General features: G+C 71.0%; 17 protein-coding genes. 4 read left to right on the forward strand and 13 right to left on the reverse strand.

What is annotated here, in order from left to right:
* Both ACIBK9_RS16865 and gap read right to left on the reverse strand, forming a co-directional pair.
* Nucleotides 1-1,188, reverse strand: a complete 1,188-nt coding sequence (locus ACIBK9_RS16865; RefSeq protein WP_397158929.1) for a phosphoglycerate kinase — start codon at nucleotides 1,186-1,188, stop codon at nucleotides 1-3.
* A gap of 37 nt (nucleotides 1,189-1,225) precedes the next feature.
* On the reverse strand, nucleotides 1,226-2,230 hold the full coding sequence (gene gap / locus ACIBK9_RS16870; RefSeq protein WP_364340028.1) for a type I glyceraldehyde-3-phosphate dehydrogenase: 1,005 nt from the start codon (nucleotides 2,228-2,230) through the stop codon (nucleotides 1,226-1,228).
* 182 nt (nucleotides 2,231-2,412) lie between these two features.
* Here gap and ACIBK9_RS16875 point away from each other — a divergent pair, with 182 nt between their 5' ends.
* Nucleotides 2,413-3,111, forward strand: coding sequence for a hypothetical protein (locus ACIBK9_RS16875; protein ID WP_397158931.1), 699 nt, complete (start codon nucleotides 2,413-2,415; stop codon nucleotides 3,109-3,111).
* A 187-nt stretch (nucleotides 3,112-3,298) separates the two neighbouring features.
* Here ACIBK9_RS16875 and whiA read toward each other — a convergent pair whose 3' ends face one another.
* The 7 genes from whiA to ACIBK9_RS16910 form a co-directional block, all read right to left on the reverse strand.
* Nucleotides 3,299-4,279 carry a DNA-binding protein WhiA gene (gene whiA / locus ACIBK9_RS16880; protein WP_138714326.1) on the reverse strand — a complete coding sequence of 327 codons (981 nt, stop codon included), beginning with the start codon at nucleotides 4,277-4,279 and terminating at the stop codon, nucleotides 3,299-3,301.
* Between the two features lie 72 nt (nucleotides 4,280-4,351).
* On the reverse strand, nucleotides 4,352-5,308 hold the full coding sequence (gene yvcK, locus ACIBK9_RS16885) for a uridine diphosphate-N-acetylglucosamine-binding protein YvcK (protein WP_352323040.1): 957 nt from the start codon (nucleotides 5,306-5,308) through the stop codon (nucleotides 4,352-4,354).
* Nucleotides 5,309-5,319: 11 nt separating this feature from the next.
* Entirely contained in the window at nucleotides 5,320-6,186 is an 867-nt protein-coding gene (gene rapZ, locus ACIBK9_RS16890) for an RNase adapter RapZ (protein ID WP_352323031.1), read from the reverse strand.
* 44 nt (nucleotides 6,187-6,230) lie between these two features.
* Entirely contained in the window at nucleotides 6,231-8,135 is a 1,905-nt protein-coding gene (uvrC, locus tag ACIBK9_RS16895) for an excinuclease ABC subunit UvrC (RefSeq protein ID WP_352323041.1), read from the reverse strand.
* Between the two features lie 129 nt (nucleotides 8,136-8,264).
* Nucleotides 8,265-8,717, reverse strand: a complete 453-nt coding sequence (locus tag ACIBK9_RS16900; protein ID WP_397158934.1) for a Rieske (2Fe-2S) protein — start codon at nucleotides 8,715-8,717, stop codon at nucleotides 8,265-8,267.
* A 76-nt stretch (nucleotides 8,718-8,793) separates the two neighbouring features.
* Nucleotides 8,794-9,261, reverse strand: coding sequence for a Rieske (2Fe-2S) protein (locus ACIBK9_RS16905; protein ID WP_397158936.1), 468 nt, complete (start codon nucleotides 9,259-9,261; stop codon nucleotides 8,794-8,796).
* 205 nt (nucleotides 9,262-9,466) lie between these two features.
* A complete protein-coding gene (locus tag ACIBK9_RS16910; protein WP_397158938.1) occupies nucleotides 9,467-9,883 on the reverse strand; it encodes a Rieske (2Fe-2S) protein in 417 nt (138 codons plus the stop codon).
* Nucleotides 9,884-10,115: 232 nt separating this feature from the next.
* Here ACIBK9_RS16910 and ACIBK9_RS16915 point away from each other — a divergent pair, with 232 nt between their 5' ends.
* Nucleotides 10,116-10,862: a DUF2306 domain-containing protein gene (locus ACIBK9_RS16915; protein ID WP_397158940.1), complete on the forward strand. Its 747-nt coding sequence runs from the start codon at nucleotides 10,116-10,118 to the stop codon at nucleotides 10,860-10,862.
* Nucleotides 10,863-10,939: 77 nt separating this feature from the next.
* Here ACIBK9_RS16915 and uvrA read toward each other — a convergent pair whose 3' ends face one another.
* A complete protein-coding gene (gene uvrA / locus ACIBK9_RS16920) occupies nucleotides 10,940-13,780 on the reverse strand; it encodes an excinuclease ABC subunit UvrA (protein WP_397158942.1) in 2,841 nt (946 codons plus the stop codon).
* A gap of 217 nt (nucleotides 13,781-13,997) precedes the next feature.
* On the opposite strand from uvrA, the gene ACIBK9_RS16925 reads away from it, so the two are divergent.
* Nucleotides 13,998-14,789 (forward strand): maleylpyruvate isomerase family mycothiol-dependent enzyme, encoded by a 792-nt coding sequence (locus tag ACIBK9_RS16925; protein WP_397158944.1) that lies wholly within the window; start codon nucleotides 13,998-14,000, stop codon nucleotides 14,787-14,789.
* The gene (locus ACIBK9_RS16930) at nucleotides 14,786-15,442 is read left to right on the forward strand and encodes an MBL fold metallo-hydrolase (protein WP_397158946.1); all 657 of its coding nucleotides are present in this window, start codon (nucleotides 14,786-14,788) and stop codon (nucleotides 15,440-15,442) included. The genes ACIBK9_RS16925 and ACIBK9_RS16930 overlap by 4 nt, the downstream gene beginning before the upstream one ends.
* 1 nt (nucleotide 15,443) lies before the next feature.
* On the opposite strand, the gene ACIBK9_RS16935 is transcribed toward ACIBK9_RS16930, so the two are convergent.
* From ACIBK9_RS16935 to ACIBK9_RS16945, 3 genes are read right to left on the reverse strand one after another with little or no spacing between them, the layout of a single operon-like run.
* Nucleotides 15,444-15,719, reverse strand: coding sequence for a hypothetical protein (locus tag ACIBK9_RS16935; protein WP_352323039.1), 276 nt, complete (start codon nucleotides 15,717-15,719; stop codon nucleotides 15,444-15,446).
* 35 nt (nucleotides 15,720-15,754) lie between these two features.
* Nucleotides 15,755-16,582, reverse strand: coding sequence for a CDP-diacylglycerol--serine O-phosphatidyltransferase (gene pssA, locus ACIBK9_RS16940; RefSeq protein WP_357983442.1), 828 nt, complete (start codon nucleotides 16,580-16,582; stop codon nucleotides 15,755-15,757).
* Nucleotides 16,569-17,210, reverse strand: a complete 642-nt coding sequence (locus ACIBK9_RS16945) for a phosphatidylserine decarboxylase (protein WP_352329585.1) — start codon at nucleotides 17,208-17,210, stop codon at nucleotides 16,569-16,571. The genes pssA and ACIBK9_RS16945 overlap by 14 nt, the downstream gene beginning before the upstream one ends.
* Nucleotides 17,211-17,223: the final 13 nt, after the last annotated feature.

The following is a 17,223-nucleotide window of genomic DNA, read 5'->3' on the forward strand; positions in this document are numbered from 1 at the left end:
TCAGTCCTCCAGAGCCGCGAGTCCGGGAAGGGTCTTGCCCTCAAGGTATTCCAGGCTGGCCCCGCCGCCGGTGGAGATGTGCGAGAAACCGTCCTCGGGCAGGCCCAGCCTGCGCACGGCCGCCGCGGAGTCGCCGCCGCCGACCACCGTGAAGGCGTCGGAGCCGATGAGCGCCTCGGCCACCGCCCTGGTGCCGCCGGAGAACGCGTCGAACTCGAACACGCCCATGGGGCCGTTCCAGAAGACGGTCTTGGCGTCGGCCAGCTTGCTCGCGAACAGCTCGCGCGTCCTGGGGCCGATGTCGAGCCCCTCGCGGTCGGCCGGGATCGCGGTGGCCTCGACCACCTCGTGCTCGGCGTCGGCCGCGAAGGTGACGGCCGCCACCACGTCGACCGGCAGCACGAGGTCGACGCCCCGCTTGCCGGCCTCGGCGAGGAAGCCGCGCACCTGGTCGAGCTGGTCCTCCTGGAGCAGCGACCGGCCCACCTCGTGACCCTGGGCCTTGAGGAAGGTGTAGGCCATGCCGCCGCCGATCAGCAGCCGGTCGACCTTGGTGAGCAGGTTGGCGATGACGCCCAGCTTGTCGGAGACCTTGGCTCCGCCCAGGACGACCACGTAGGGACGCTCGGTGTCCTCGGTCAGCCTGCGCAGCACCTCGACCTCGGCCACGACCAGCCCGCCGGCCGCGTGCGGCAGCAGCTTGGGCACGTCGTAGACGCTGGCGTGCTTGCGGTGCACCGCGCCGAAGCCGTCGCCGACGTAGAGCTCGGCCAGGCCGGCCAGCTTCTCGGCGAACGCGCCGCGGACGGCGTCGTCCTTGGACTCCTCGCCCGGCTCGTAGCGCAGGTTCTCCAGCAGGGCGACCTGGCCCTCCTGGAGGGCCTCGACCGTCTGCCGGGCGCTGTCGCCGACCACGTCGGTGGCGAAGGCGACGTCCTGGCCGAGCAGCTCGCCCAGGCGGGCGGCCACCGGCCCGAGCGAGTACTCGGGATTGACCTTGCCCTTGGGCCTGCCCAGATGGGCGCAGACGACGACCTTGGCGCCGCGCCCGGCCAGCGCCTGGATCGTCGGCACCGACGCGCGGATGCGGCCGTCGTCGGTGATCTTCTCCCCGTCGAGCGGGACGTTGAGGTCGGCGCGCACGAGCACGCGCCGCCCCTTGACGTCGAGATCGTCGAGCGTGCGCATGCTCATGCTCCTGTTCCCGCAGCGGCCTCGGTCACGCTCACAGGTCGCGGCCGACCAGCTCGATCAGGTCGGCGAGGCGGTTGGAGTAGCCCCACTCGTTGTCGTACCAGCCGACGACCTTGACCTGGTTGCCGATGACCTTGGTGAGGCCGGCGTCGAAGATGCAGGAGTGGGGGTCGGTGACGATGTCGGAGGAGACGATCTCGTCCTCGGTGTAGCTGAGGATGCCCTTGAGCGGGCCCTCGGCGGCGGCCTTGACCGCGGCGTTGACCTCCTCGGCGGTGACCTCGCGGCTGACGTCGACGGTGAGGTCGGTGGCCGAGCCGGTGGGGATCGGCACGCGCATGGCGAAGCCGTCGAGCTTGCCCTTGAGCTCGGGCAGCACCAGGCCGATGGCCTTGGCGGCGCCGGTGGAGGTGGGCACCACGTTGAGGGCGGCGGCGCGGGCGCGGCGCAGGTCCTTGTGCGGGCCGTCCTGCAGGTTCTGGTCCTGCGTGTAGGCGTGGATGGTGGTCATCAGACCCTTCTCGATGGTGAAGGTGTCGTGGATGACCTTGGCCATCGGGGCCAGGCAGTTGGTGGTGCAGGACGCGTTGGAGATGATCGTGTGGCTGGCCGGGTCGTAGACGCCCTCGTTGACGCCCATCACGATGGTGACGTCCTCGTTCTTGGCCGGCGCGGAGATGATGACCTTCTTGGCGCCGTTGTCGGCGTGCACCTTGGCCTTGGAGGCGTCGGTGAACAGGCCGGTGGACTCCACCACGACGTCGACGCCGAGGTCGCCCCAGGGCAGCTTGGCCGGGTCGCGCTCCGCGAACGCCTTGATCGCCTTGCCGTCGACGGTGATCTCGTCGCTGGAGGCCTTCACCTCGTACGGCAGACGGCCCAGGATGCTGTCGTACTTCAGCAGGTGGGCGAGCGTCGCGTTGTCGGTCAGGTCGTTGACCGCGACGATCTCGATGTCCTTGCCGCTGGCGGCGACCGCGCGCCAGAAGTTGCGACCGATGCGGCCGAAGCCGTTGACGCCTACGCGGATGCTCACGGAAACCGATCTCCTCGAACAGATGGCGGTTGAATCTCAACCACGAACACTATCGGACCCAAATTGGTTTAGACCACTGCAGGTACCGCCCTGCGTATCCCCGTTCAGGGGGCGCAATTTGCGAGCTTCGAGTAAAGTGCCCGACTCGTCGGAGTAAATTCGTGCATTCTCTGGGGGCTGAGATGTCACATAAGCGGTCCGGCCTGCTTCCTGGACTGATCGCGGGGCTGGTCGCCGCGCTGGTCTGCGCGGCGGCCCTGGGGCTCGCGGTGCTGTTCCAGGACCGGCTGCCGAAGGCCGTGGCCACGCTGGGCAACGGCCACGCCCTGTCGGTGACGCTGTCGCTCCTGATCGCGCTGCTGGTCGCCCTGGCGGTGGGCGCGGCCCGCCCGCGCAACCGGGCGCTGCCGGTGGTGGCCGCCCTGTACGCGGCGGCGGCCGTCGCCGGCGGCCAGATCTCGGGCGTGTCCATCATCCTCGGCGCCGCCCGGCACACCTCCGCGACCGGCACGCCCTTCTCCCCGCAGCTCGGCGACATCACGGTGGCCAACGCCGGCGAGGGGCTTCCCCGCGCCCTGGCGGTCTACCGCGAGCCGCTCGCGCAGACGTGGCAGATGTGGCTGTACATCGCCGTCGCCGCCGTGGCCGCGCTCCTGCTGGTCACGCTGCGCGTCTTCCGCGTGCGCCGCGCCGACCGGGCCGCCCTGGCCGCCCAGGAGGCGGCGGAGGAGGCCGGGCAGGAGTACCGGGCGCCCTTCGAGCCCGCGCAACCGCCCGCCCAGTCGCCTGCACAGTCGTCCGCACAGGTGCTCGCGCAGTCGCCCGGGCAGCAGGCCGCGCCCGCGGACCTGTTCACGCCGCGCAAGCCCGCCAGGGACTGACGGACGCCCGCTCAGCAGCCGCCGGGCGGCCCACAGCGCGCTTCGTCACGGCGAGCGGCCCGTGAGCCCTCACGACCGGCCATGACGGGCGTGCAGGGACGTCGGCGCGTGCGGGCCACCGCGCGGAGCCGTACGGGATGGGGGTCTCCCGGACGGCGCCGCGGCCGCCCGCACGGCGGCGAGCCCGCTACGGCGCCAGCATGTCGACGGTGAGGTTGGCCTCGGTGTTGGGGATGCCCAGGTCGGAGGCGCGCTTGTCGGCCATCGCCAGCAGCCGCCTGATGCGCCCGGCGATGGCGTCCTTGGTCAGCGGCGGGTCGGCGATCTGGCCCAGTTCCTCCAGCGACGCCTGCTTGTGCTCCACCCGCAGCCGCCCGGCCACCACCAGGTGGTCCGGCGCCTCCTCGCCGAGGATCTCCAGCGCGCGCTGCACCCGCGCGCCCGCCGCGACGGCCGCCCGCGCCGAACGCCGCAGGTTGGCGTCGTCGAAGTTGGCCAGCCGGTTGGCGGTGGCCCGCACCTCGCGGCGCATCCGGCGCTCCTCCCAGGCCAGCACGCTGTCGTGCGCGCCGAGGCGGGTGAGCAGCGCGCTGATCGCGTCGCCGTCGCGGACCACGACGCGGTCGACGCCGCGCACCTCCCGGGCCTTGGCATGGATCTTCAGCCGCCGGGCCGAGCCGACCAGCGCGAGCGCGGCCTCCGGCCCCGGGCAGGTGACCTCCAGGGACATCGAACGCCCCGGCTCGGTCAGCGAGCCGTGCGCCAGGAAGGCGCCCCGCCAGGCCGCCTCGGCGTCGCAGGCCGCACCGGCCACGACCTGCCGGGGCAGGCCGCGCACCGGGCGCCCGTGGTTGTCGATCAGGCCCGTCTGGCGGGCCAGCGCCTCACCGTCGCGGTAGACGCGCACCACGTAGCGCGAGCCCTTGCGCAGCCCGGCCGGCGCGAGCACGAGCACCTCGGCCTTGTGGCCGAACACCTCGCCGATGTCCTTGATCAGCCGCCGCGCGGTGGCGTTGGTGTCGAGCTCGGCCTCGATCACGATGCGGCCGCCCACCAGGTGCAGGCCGCTGGCGAACCGCAGCAGCGTGGACACCTCCGCCTTGCGGCAGCACGGTTTCAGCACCGGCAGGCGGCTCAGTTCGTCCTTCACCACACCTGTCATCGCCATAAGCGTTAGTCCTTCCCCCATTCAGACCGGCTCCCGCCAGTCTCTCGCACCTTCGCGCCACGCCGACCAGGATCAACGCTTCTGGAGGAAAATCTCGTCCAGGACGGAGGCAAGACGTCGTGGGTCATGCCGGGGCGAGCCGTCGGCGGCGGCCACGTCGGCCAGGACGAGCCGGGCGCCGAGCGCCGCCGCGGCCTTGTCCAGGGCGTCGAGGTCGTCGACCACGCCCGTGTCGGCCAGCACGACGTCGAAGGCCAGGTCGGGGGCGTGCTGGCGGAGCACCTCCAGGTGCTGCTGGGGGGAGAAGTCGTCGGTCTCGCCCGGCTGGGGGGCCAGGTTGAGGGTGACGAGCCGCTTGGCCTTGCTGTCGTGCAGCGCGCGGGCCAGCTCGGGCACCTTCAGGTGCGGCAGCACGCTGGTGAACCACGAGCCCGGCCCGAACACCAGCCAGTCGGCCTCGTGCACCGCGGCGACCGCCTCGGGACGCGCCGGCGGGTCTTCCGGCACCAGGGAGATGGCCTGCACCCGGCCCGGCGTGAGCGCGCAGGCGACCTGGCCGCGCACGGTCGAGGTGACGCCGTCGAGCTCGACCTCGGCCACGATGTCGAGCGGCACCGAGGCCATCGGCAGCACCCTGCCGTGCGCGCCGAGCAGCCGGCCCACCCAGTCGAGGCCGGCCACCGAGTCGCCGAGCAGCTCCCACAGCGCCACGATGAGCAGGTTGCCGACGGCATGCCCGTGGAGCTCGCCCTCGCTGCGGAAGCGGTGCTGGACGACCTCGCTCCAGGTGATGCCCCACTCGTCGTCGCCGCACAGCGCGGCCAGCGCCATGCGCAGGTCGCCGGGCGGCAGCACGCCGAGCTCGCGGCGCAGCCGGCCGCTGGAGCCGCCGTCGTCGGCCACGGTCACCACCGCGGTCAGCCGGTCGGTCACGACCCGTAAGGCCGACAGCGAGGCGTAGAGCCCGTGGCCGCCGCCGAGGGCCACCACACGGGGGCCGTTCAGCGGATGCGGCAGCCCCGCCTCCATACGTTCATGGGTCACTCCCGCCCCACATCCCGGTGACTGACCTGGACCTCCATGCCGCGGTCACGCAGGCGGGCGGCGACCTGCTCGGCCATGGCCACGCTGCGGTGCTTGCCGCCCGTGCAGCCCACGGCCAGGGTCGCGTAGCTCTTGCCCTCGCGGGCGTAGCCGGTGGCGACGACCTGCAGGACCTCCTCGTAGGCGTCGAGGAACTCCTTGGCGCCCGGCTGGCCGAGCACATAGTCGCTGACCGGCGCGTCGAGGCCGTTCATCGGCCGCAGCTCGGGCACCCAGTGGGGGTTGGGCAGGAAACGGCAGTCGACGACGAGGTCGGCGTCGACCGGCAGGCCGTACTTGAACCCGAACGAGACGACGTTGAGCCGCAGCCCCGGACGGTCATCGCCGCCGAAGTAGGCGACGATCTTGTTGCGCAGGTCGTGCACGTTGTGGGACGAGGTGTCGATCACCAGGTCGGCGTTGGCCCGCACCTCGCGCAGGATGCCGCGCTCGCGGGTGATGCCGTCGACCAGGCGGCCCTCGCCCTGCAGCGGGTGGGGCCGGCGGACGTTCTCGAACCTGCGCACCAGCTCCTCGTCGCTGGCCTCGAGGAAGACGACCCGCACGCGCACGCCGCGGCCCTCCAGCTCCTCGATGGCCGCGTTGAGGTCGGTGGTGAAGGCCAGGCTGCGCACGTCGACGACCGCGGCCACCTTGTCGGCGGCCAGCTTGACCTTGCCCGCCTCCTCCGCCATCGCGAACAGCAGCCCCGGCGGCAGGTTGTCGATGACGAACCAGCCCAGGTCTTCCAGCGCCTTGGCGGCCGTGCTGCGCCCCGCCCCGGACATGCCGGTGACGATGACGAACGCCGGCTCGGTGCTCATGGCCTCACTCCGTTCGCCGACACCCTGCGCTCCCTCGCGGGTGTTCACGATGTATCTCCCTTCAGCGTCGACACGATGACCTCGGCGAGGGCCGGCCCGATGCCGGGAACCTCGCAGATCTCGGTCGCGCTGGCCTCGCGTAGCTTCTTGACGGAGCCGAAGTGCTTGAGCAACGCCTGCCTGCGCGCCGGCCCGAGGCCGGGCACGCCGTCGAGCGCGCTCTCCTTCACTGACTTGGACCTCTTGGAACGATGGTAGGTGATGGCGAACCTGTGTGCTTCGTCGCGGACGCGTTGCAGCAGGTAGAGACCCTCACTTGAACGAGGCATGATCACTGGCTGGTCGTCGCCGGGCAACCACACCTCCTCCAGCCGCTTGGCCAGGCCGCACACCGCGACGTCGTCGATGCCGAGCTCGTCGAGCGCCCGCTGCGCGGCGGCCGCCTGGGGGCCCGCGCCGTCGACGACGACCAGGTTGGGCGGGTAGGCGAACTTGCGCGGTTTGCCGGTCTCGGGGTCGATGGGCCCGTGGCCGTCGTCGTCCTCGGCGGCCAGCTCGCCGGTGGCCGAACGTTCCTCCAGGTAACGCCGGAACCGCCGCATGATCACCTCGTGGATCGAGGCGACGTCGCCCTCCTTGGTCTTGATCGCGAAGCGCCGGTACTCGCTCTTGCGCGCCAGACCGTCCTCGAAGACCACCATGGACGCCACGACGTTCTCGCCCTGCAGATGGGAGACGTCGTAGCACTCGACGCGCAGCGGCGCCTGGTCGAGGTCGAGCGCGTCGGCGATCTCCTGCAACGCCTTGCTGCGCGTGGTCAGGTCGCCGGCGCGGCGGATCTTGTGCTGGGCCAGCGACTCCTTGGCGTTGCGCTCGACGGTCTCCATCAGCGCCTTCTTGTCACCGCGCTGCGGGACGCGCACCTCGACCCGGGCCCTGCGCTGCTCGGTCAGCAGCTCGGCGACCGCCTCGGCGTCGGGCGGGAGCGCGGGCACGAGCACCTCGCGCGGCATCGACTCGGGGCCGGCCTCGCCGTACATCTGCAGCAGGAACTGCTCGACCAGCTCACCGGGCGAGGTCTCCTCGACCTTGTCGACCACCCAGCCCCGCTGACCGCGGATGCGGCCCCCGCGCACGTAGAACACCTGGACGGCGGCCTCCAGCGGATCCTCGGCCAGCGCGATCACGTCGGCGTCGGTGGCCTCGCCGAGCACCACGGCCTGCTTCTCCAGCGCGCGCTGCAGCGCCTGGATGTCGTCGCGCAGCCGGGCCGCCCGCTCGTACTCCTGCTCGGCGGCGGCCTCGCGCATGTCCTTCTCAAGGCGCTTGATGAAGCGGGTGGTGTTGCCGGCCATGAAGTCGCAGAAGTCTTCGGCCAGCTCGCGGTGCTCCTGCGGGGTCACCCGGCCCACGCACGGCGCCGAGCACTTGTCGATGTAGCCCAGCAGGCACGGACGGCCGATCTGCCCGGCCCGCTTGAACACCCCGGCGCTGCACGTGCGCACCGGGAAGACGCGCAGCAGCAGGTCGACGGTCTCGCGGATGGCCCAGGCGTGCGAGTAGGGGCCGAAGTAGCGGGTGCCCTTGCGCTTGGCGCCCCGCATGACCTGGACGCGCGGGAAATCCTCCCCCATCGTCACCGCGAGGTAGGGGTAGGACTTGTCGTCGCGGTACTTGACGTTGAAGCGCGGGTCGAACTCCTTGATCCAGGAGTATTCGAGCTGCAGCGCCTCGACCTCGGTGCCGACGACGGTCCAGTCGACGTCGGCGGCCGTGGTGAGCATCGACTGGGTGCGCGGGTGCAGCGCGGAGAAGTCGGCGAAGTAGGAGTTGAGCCGCTGCCGCAGGCTCTTGGCCTTGCCGACGTAGATCACCCGGCCGTGCGCGTCCCTGAACCGGTAGACCCCCGGCGACTCGGGGATCGAACCTGGTCTGGGCCGGAAACTCAAGGGGCTGCCCGCTGCTCTCGCCACGGTCAAAGACTAGTAGGCGCCACCGACAAGGTGACCCGCCGAGCCTTCGGACGGCACGACGGGGCTCACCGCGTTCTCGGGTCAAGCCATGGATCACGCCGGCGGTCAGGCCAGGGTGATCTGGTCGCCCTCCACCTTGATCTGCTGGGCGGCCAGCGGCTTGTCGGCCGGGCCGTTGGTGACCGAGCCGTCGGCGATGTTGAACTTGCTGCCGTGGCACGGGCACACGATCGCGCCGTCCGCGACGCTGCCCACGGGGCAGCCCTTGTGCGTGCAGATCGCGCTGAAGGCCTTGAACTCGCCGGCCGTCGGCTGCGTCACCACGATCTTCTGGTCCTTGAAGATCGTCCCGCCGCCGACGGGGATGTCGGCGGTCTTGGCCAGCGCGCCGCCGGCCTGCGGGGCACTCGACTGCGGGGCGCTGGACTGCGATGCGCCCGGCTGCGCCGCGCTCGACTGGCCGCCCGCGTCGGCGGCGGTGGCCGCCGGGGTCTCGGTGCTTCCGCCGCAGGCGCTGATCGCCAGGGCCAGCCCGCCCGCGCCCACGCCCGCTATCACTGCCCGACGGCTTCGAAGGTCATCTCCCATGCGTTCCACCCAACCGGAGGCAGGTGAGAAATTCATGAGACGGGGATTAGGCGAGTCTGATCTTGTCGCCGTCCACGGTGATCTTCTTCTCGGCGAGCGGCGCGCCGGCGGGGCCGTCGGCCACCGAGCCGTCCTCGATCTTGAACTTGCTGCCGTGGCAGGGGCAGTTGATGGTGCCGTTCGAGACGCTGGCCACCGTGCATCCCGCATGGGTGCAGATCGCCGTGAACGCCTTGAACTCCCCCTCGGTCGGCTGCGTCACCACGACCTTCTGGTCCTTGAAGACCGCGCCGCCGCCGACCTGGATGTCGCCGGTGTCGGCCAGCGCCTTGGCCTTCTTCTTCGCCTTCTTCTTGGGCTCCGACGACGGCTCCCCGGCGGCCGTCTCCTCGGTGGCCGGCGCCTCGTTCGCCGCCGTCGTCGGCGAACCGTAGCTCGCGCACGCCGTCAGAACCGCCGCGAGCCCGGCGCCTCCGGCGCCGAGCATGACCGTCCGGCGCGTCGTTTCTGTCATGGTGCGTCCTCCCAGGTCTCGGTCTCACATGCAGGTACGGCCGGCGCCCCCGCACCGGTTCAGCCTGCACGCCCCCAATCCCGGAAACCACGCACAATTACCCAGAACAAGCCTTCCCCGGCCCGCCCCCGAGCGCCGCCCTCAGCCCGCCCCCTCAGACCGTGTCCTGAGCCACGGCCTCAGACCCCGGCCTCAGACCACGTCCTCAGACCACGACGATGCCGTCGCCCTCCACCTTGACCTGGTAGACCGTCAGCGGCGCGGTCGCGGGCCCCTTGGTGGCCTGGCCGCTGTCGGCGGCGAACTCGCTGCCGTGGCACGCACACGTGATGACGTTGTCCTTAGGCGTGCCCACCGTGCATCCCTTGTGCGTGCAGACCGCGCTGAACGCCTTGTAGACGCCCTTCGTGGGCTGCGTGATCACGATCCGCCACTCCTGCACGATCGTGCCGCCGCCGACGGGCACGTCCGCCGTCTTGGCGAGCACCTTGCCCTTGATCCCCGACACGGGTTGCGCCTTGGCGTCCCCCGCCCCGCAGCCGGCCAGCGCCAGCCCGCACGCGGCCACCCCCGCCACGCCGAGCATCTCGCGCCGCCCGATGCCGCCACCGTTTTCGGGCATGGCTTCGCCCTGATTCGTCACCGTCATGAATTAGCCGACCCTTCGCGTCTCCGCCGACCCCCAGCAGGTCAAGCCGTTACCCGTGCTTCAACTTTATTGGCCCCACCCCTCGGTCCGCCCATCGGGTGACCGATACGGTCACCGTCGCGGCAAAGAGCGGTCGGCCGCACGGTCGGCGCACGGTCAGCGGACGGTACGCCCGCGGTCAGCGCCGGGCGCGAGCGTGTCGCTCATGACACTCACCGAGACTCCCAAGCCCACGACGTCCGGGCCGCGCTGGTGGCGGCGTCCATGGGTGGGTCCGCTCGTGGTGGTGGCGATCGCGTTCGTCGCCTTCTCGCTGCCGCCCTACCTGTCGCTGGACCCGAGCCGGTCGCGGGTGCCCGCGCCCGACTTCTTCCCGCCGCACTTCGCGGTGCTCTCCCTGCACGTGATCTTCGGTTCGATCGCGATGATCTCGTGCTGCCTGCAGGTCTGGCCGTGGTTCCGCGCTCGCCACCCGCGGGCCCACCGCGTGATCGGCCGGGTGTACGTCTTCGGCGGCTGCCTGCCCGGCGGCCTGCTGGGACTGGTGGTCAGCCTGGCCACGCCCTTCGGCCCGGTGACCAGGGCCAGCGGGGTGGTGCTGGCGCTGCTCTGGCTGGGCTGCACCCTGGCCGGCTGGCGGATGGCCAGGCAGCGCAGGTTCGTCGATCATCGCAGGTGGATGATCCGCAGCTTCGCCCTGACGATGTCGATCATCACCAACCGCCTGTGGGGCGCGGTGTTCGTCATCACGCTGTCACCGCAGCTCGACACCACCTTCCACGGCGACCAGGCGCTGCTGGCCGCCACGGTCGGCGCGCTGAGCGCCTGGCTGGGCTGGGTGCTGCCGCTGCTGTTCGCCGAGTGGTGGCTGGAGCGCGGCGACGCCGCCAAGCGCCGCCGCCGCGCCCGCGCCACCGCCCTGACTCCCGGCGAAACCCCAGCCACCACCTGACCCAGGTGAGCCCCAGCCGCACCGAGCCACCACCAGCCTCACAGCGAGACACAGCCGCACCCGAGCCGGCCCTTGACTCAGAGCGACAGGATCTTCCGCAGGAAGCGGCCGGTGTGGCTCTCGTTGACCAGCGCCACCTCTTCGGGCGTGCCCGCGGCCACGAGCGTGCCGCCGCGGGACCCGCCTTCGGGGCCCATGTCGATGATCCAGTCGGCGGTCTTGATGACGTCGAGGTTGTGCTCGATGACGATCACCGTGTTCCCGCCGTCGACCAGCCGCCCGAGCACGCCGAGCAGCCGGCGGATGTCCTCGAAGTGCAGGCCGGTGGTGGGCTCGTCGAGCACGTAGATCGTCCGGCCGGTCTGGCGGCGCTGCAGCTCGGAGGCGAGCTTGACGCGCTGCGCCTCGCCGCCGGACAACGTGGTCGCCGGCTGCCCGAGCCGCACGTAGCCCAGGCCGACGTCGTTGAGCGTCTGCAGGTGCCGCTTGATCGCCGGGATCGCGTCGAAGAAGCCCAGCGCCTCCTCGATCGGCATGTCGAGCACCTCGGCGATCGTCTTGCCCTTGTAGTGGACCTCCAGCGTCTCCCGGTTGTACCGGGCGCCGTGGCAGACCTCACAGGGGACGTAGACGTCCGGCAGGAAGTTCATCTCGATCTTGATCGTGCCGTCGCCCGCGCACGCCTCGCAGCGCCCGCCCTTGACGTTGAAGCTGAACCGCCCGGGCTGGTAGCCGCGCACCTTGGCCTCGGCCGTCTGGGCGAACAGCTTGCGCACGTGGTCGAAGACCCCGGTGTACGTGGCCGGGTTGGAGCGCGGCGTACGGCCGATCGGCGACTGGTCGACGTGCACGACCTTGTCCACCTGGTCCATGCCGTTGATGCGGGAGTGCCGCCCCGGCACCGTGCGGGCGCCGTTGAGCTCCTTGGCCAGCGCGTTGTAGAGGATGTCGTTGACGAGCGTCGACTTGCCCGACCCGGACACGCCGGTCACCGCCGTGAACACGCCCAGCGGGAACTCGATGTCGACGCCCTTGAGGTTGTGCTCGCGCGCGCCCTTGACCGTGATCTGCCGCTTCTTGTCGCGCTTGCGACGCTTGGCCGGGATCGGGATGCTCCGGCGCCCCGACAGGTACTGGCCGGTCATGGACTCCTCGCTGGCGAGGAGCTCCTGGACGGTGCCGGACACCACGACCTGGCCGCCGTGCTCGCCGGCGCCGGGACCGATGTCGACCACCCAGTCGGCGGCGGCGATGGTGTCCTCGTCGTGCTCGACGACGATCAGCGTGTTGCCCATGTCGCGCAGCCTGATCAGCGTGTCGAGCAGGCGCATGTTGTCACGCTGGTGCAGGCCGATGGACGGCTCGTCCAGCACGTAGAGGACGCCGACCAGCCCGGAGCCGATCTGCGTGGCCAGCCGGATGCGCTGGGCCTCGCCACCGGCGAGGGTGGCGGCGGCGCGGTCCATGGTCAGGTAGTCGAGGCCGACGTCGAGCAGGAAGCCCATGCGGGCGTTGATCTCCTTGACCACCCGCTCGGCGATGTGCATGTCACGGTCGGACAGCTTGAGCTCTGCCAGGAACTTGGCGCACTCGCCGATCGACATGGCCGCGACCTCGGCGATCGACCGGTCGTCGACCGTGACGGCGAGGGTGACCGGCTTGAGCCGGGCGCCCTTGCAGGCCGGGCACGGGATCTCGCGCATGTAGCCCTCGAAGCGCTCGCGCGTGGCGTCGCTCTCGGCCTCGGCGTGCCTGCGCTGCACCCAGGGGATGACGCCGTCGAAGGTGGTGTAGTAGGAGCGCTGGCGGCCGTAGCGGTTGCTGTAGCGGACGTGCACCTGCTCGTCGTGGCCGTACAGCAGCGACTTCTGGGCCTTCTTGGGCAGCCGCTCCCACGGCGTGTCGAGGGTGAACCCGACCGTGTGGCCGAGCGCCTCGATCAGCCGGACGAAGTATTCGCTGGTGTGGCCGCCCGACCACGGGTGCAGCGCGCCGTCGCCGAGCGTGCGCTCGGGGTCGGGCACCACCAGGTCGGGGTCGACCTCCATCTTGGTGCCGAGGCCGGTGCACTCGGGGCAGGCGCCGAAGGGCGAGTTGAAGGAGAACGAGCGCGGCTCCAGCTCCTCGAACGACAGGTCGTCGTAGGGGCAGTAGAGGTGCTCGGAGTAGAAGCGCTCACGGCCCGGGTCGTCTTCCGGCAGGTCGACGAACTCCAGCGTGATCGTGCCGCCGGACAGCTGCAGCGCGGTCTCGACGGAGTCGGTGAGCCGGCGGCGCGAGGACTCCTTGACCGACAGGCGGTCGACGATGACCTCGATGTCGTGCTTCTCGTACTTCTTCAGCGTCGGCGGCTCCTCCAGCCGCACGACCGTGCCGTCGACCCTGGCCCGCGCGAAGCCCTTGGTCTGCAGCTCGCGGAACAGCTCGGCGTATTCGCCCTTGCGGCCGCGGATGACGGGGGCGAGCACCTGGAACCGGGTGCCCTCCTCCAGGTCCATCACGCGGTCGACGATCTGCTGCGGCATCTGCCGGGCGATCGGACGGCCGCAGGCCGGGCAGTGGGGCTTGCCGATGCGCGCCCACAGCAGGCGCAGGTAGTCGTAGACCTCGGTGATGGTGCCGACGGTGGAGCGGGGGTTCTTGCTGGTGGCCTTCTGGTCGATGGACACCGCGGGCGACAGGCCCTCGATGAAGTCGACGTCGGGTTTGTCCATCTGGCCGAGGAACTGGCGGGCGTAGGCCGACAAGGACTCGACGTAGCGCCGCTGGCCCTCAGCGAAGATCGTGTCGAAGGCCAGGCTCGACTTGCCGGAGCCGGAGAGGCCGGTGAAGACGATCAGCGAGTCTCGCGGCAGGTCAAGCGAGACGTCCTTGAGGTTGTGTTCTCGTGCACCACGCACGATCAGGCGGTCTGCCACGGCGATCCCGGAGGTCGAAAGGCGGATAGGTCCACGGGGGATGGTAGACGGGGGCACCGACATTTTCGGCGAGCCGATCCCCGGCCCCCGAAAATCCGTCCTTCACAGGTTACGGCCATCTCCCGCGTCGGCAGGAGCCCTTTGGGAGTCAACCACTTGACCTGCCGCTTTATGCCCGCACCCGACCTTGGACACCAAAGTGATGAAATATCCGGATATGACTGTTCTACCCGCGATACAGGCCGAACTCGCCTTCGCGACCGACCGGCTGCTGGCCACGGCCGCGTCCCTGTCGGACGCCGACGTCGCGGCCCCGTCCCTGCTGCCCGGCTGGACCAGAGGGCACGTGCTCGCCCACCTGGCCGGCAACGCCCGCTCCCACCTCCGCCTGCTCACCTGGGCCAGGACGGGCGTCGAGACCCCGCAGTACCCCTCCCTGGAGGCCAGGACCGCCGAGATCGAGGCCGCCGCCGCCCGTCCGGCCGCGCGCCACCTGGCCGACCTGGCCGGCAGCGCCGCGCGGCTGGCCGCCGCGATCCGCGATCTGCCCGCCGAGGCGTGGCCGGCGCCCGTACGCGGCATGCGGCCGCCGTCGCATCCCGCCTGGTACGTCCTGGTACGCCGGTTGCGCGAGGTGGGCATGCACCACGTGGACCTCGGCGCCGGGTACGGCCCCCGCGACTGGCCGGAGACGTTCGTCCGCCGCGAACTGCACGACCTCCGCCGATCCTGGCCGTACGACCGCAGCACGGTGAGCGAGGTCGTCCTGACCGGCGAGCCGGGGCAAAGGTGGCAGAACCTCGGCCACGGCCCGGCGGTCCAGGGCCGACCGGCCGACATGCTGGCCTGGTTGACGGGAAGGTCGGAGGGCGAGGGCGTTACCCTGGTGCCCGCGGGACAGCCGTCGCCGCCTGGTGACGGTGGCGCGCTCCTTCCCGAGCCGCCGCCGTGGCTGACGATGCCGGCCCCCGCTGATCTGCCCGCGACGCCCCCGAAGGACTACCCATGACCTACACCGGCGACGTCCGGGTCGGCGGCCCCGCCGACGTGCGCGAGCTGCCCGCCCTGACCATCTCCAAGCTGGCGGTCGGCCCTCACGACAACAACGCCTACCTGCTGCGTTCCACCGAGACCGGCGACGAGCTGCTGATCGACGCCGCGGCCGACGCCGACCGGCTGCTGGCGCTCGTCGGCGACCAGCCGCTCGGCGCGATCGTCACCACCCACCAGCACGGCGACCACTGGCAGGCCCTCGAACAGGTCGCCAGGGTCACCGGCGCCGAGGTGATCGCCCATCCGCTCGACGCGCCCGCCCTGCCCGTCCCGGTCGGCCGCACGGTCGACCACGGCGACACGATCGCCCTCGGCCCGGTCACCCTGGAGGTCATCCACCTGCGCGGCCACACCCCGGGCTCGATCGCGCTGCTCTACGACGGCGGCCCCGACGGCCGTCACCTGTTCACCGGCGACTCCCTGTTCCCCGGCGGGGTGGGCAACACCGGCAGGGACCCGGAGCGTTTCGAGCGGCTCTACACCGACGTGACCGAGCGCATCTTCGACCGCCTGCCCGACGACACCTGGGTCTACCCCGGCCACGGCAAGGACACGACGCTCGGCGCCGAACGTCCCTCGCTGCCCGAGTGGAAGGCCAGAGGCTGGTAGCTCACCTGCCCGCGGCCAGCACGCGCACGATGCGCCCGGCCGCCAGGGCGGGATCGTCGGCCAGGCCCACGAGCTCGCCCCACGACCAGCGGTAGAACCACCCTTCGGGCAGCGGCACGCAGTCGATCGTCTCGGCCAGCAGCGCGGTGTCGGGATCGCTGATCCGCAGCGCGGGCGGGTCGGCCCGCAGGGTGGCGGTCAGCCCGCGCTGCTCCAGCTCGGTGGCCAGCTTGCCGAGGTAGTACGTACGCGTGTGCTCGCGCGGCATGGCCGACATGAATCCATCAAAACCGAAGATGGATGAAAAATCCCCTAGTTGCCGATTCGCTCGGCTTCCTTGCGCAGCTCCCGCTTGTAGAACAACATGCGCAGCGGGATGGCCGCGACGAGCGCGATCTGCATGGTCGCGCCGATCTTGATCGGCAGGTCGCCGCCTTCCGGCCAGGCCACCCAGAACGTGAGGAAGGCCACGTTCACCATGATCCACCCGAGGACGACCGCCGCGAGCTGTCCCTTCGGCTTGGGGTACTCGATCCGGCTGACCATCAGCCAGGCCACGCCGAGCACCGCGAACAGCGCCCAGATGCTGGGCTGGAACAGCAGCACGATGGAGATCACGGTCATGGCGCCCATGGGGATGGGCAGGCCCATGAAGTCGCCGCTCTTGGTCTTGACGCACGCGAAGCGCGCCAGGCGTACGACACCGGCGACCAGCACGGCCGCCGCGGCGGTGACCACCGCGATGAACGGCACCGAAGGCGGCGCGCCGACACCCCAGATCACGACCATGAACGCGGGCGCGAACCCGAAGCTGATCACGTCGGCCAGGTTGTCCAGCTCGGCGCCCATCGCCGAGGCGCGAAAGCGCCGCGCGACGAGCCCGTCGAACAGGTCGCAGGTCGCGCCGATGAGCAGCAGGACGATGGCGGTGGCGAAGTAGCTCGGCGTGGGCGTGAACTTGCCGTCGGCGACCGTGAGCTGCTGAATCGCCGAGTAGGCCAGGACGCAGACGGCGAGGAACCCGCAGACCGCGTTGCCCAGCGAGAGCGAGTCCGCGGCGGACAGGCGGAACGCCTTGCCCACGGGACCGCGAGGCTCTTCCTCGCCCGCCTGCCAGCTGCCGGCGTCAGCCGTGGTCAATTCTGGTCACCCCCGCAACCGTCTTCTCCCCCACGGTGACCGCGGGCGAGATGCCTTCGGGAAGGTAGATGTCGACCCGCGAGCCGAACCGGATGAGCCCGATGCGCTCGGTCTGCGCCACCTTCGCCCCGGCGCTCAGGTACGGCACGATCCGGCGCGCCACGGCGCCCGCGATCTGCACCATCTCGATGTCGCCCAGCGCGGTCTCGAAATGCCACACCACGCGCTCGTTCTGGTCACTGTCCTTGTTGAACGCCGGCAGGAACCCACCTGCGACATGCTGCACGGACGTGACATTTCCCGCAAGAGGGGCACGATTGACGTGCACGTTCAGGGGGCTCATGAAGATCGCGACGCGGGTGCGGCCGTCCGGCCAGGGGTCGATGCTCTGCACCACGCCGTCGGCGGGTGACAGGATGCGCCCCTCGCCAGGAGTGCGCTCGGGGTCGCGGAAGAACCAGAGCATGCCGCCCGTGAGCGCACCCAGCGGGGCCGCAGCCAGGGCCCAGCGCCGGTCTCGGCGCGTCAGCAGCGCGGTGGCGGCCGCCGCGGCCGCCGTCGGGAGGAGCCACGGGGAGACCCCGCGCGCGAGCCGGACGCGGCTCGACTTAGCAGAATCGTCTGACACGTACAACCTTTGG

Origin of the sequence: Nonomuraea sp. NPDC050227 (genome assembly GCF_044459705.1) — a bacterium.
In the GTDB taxonomy this organism is placed as follows: Bacteria; Actinomycetota; Actinomycetes; order Streptosporangiales; family Streptosporangiaceae; genus Nonomuraea.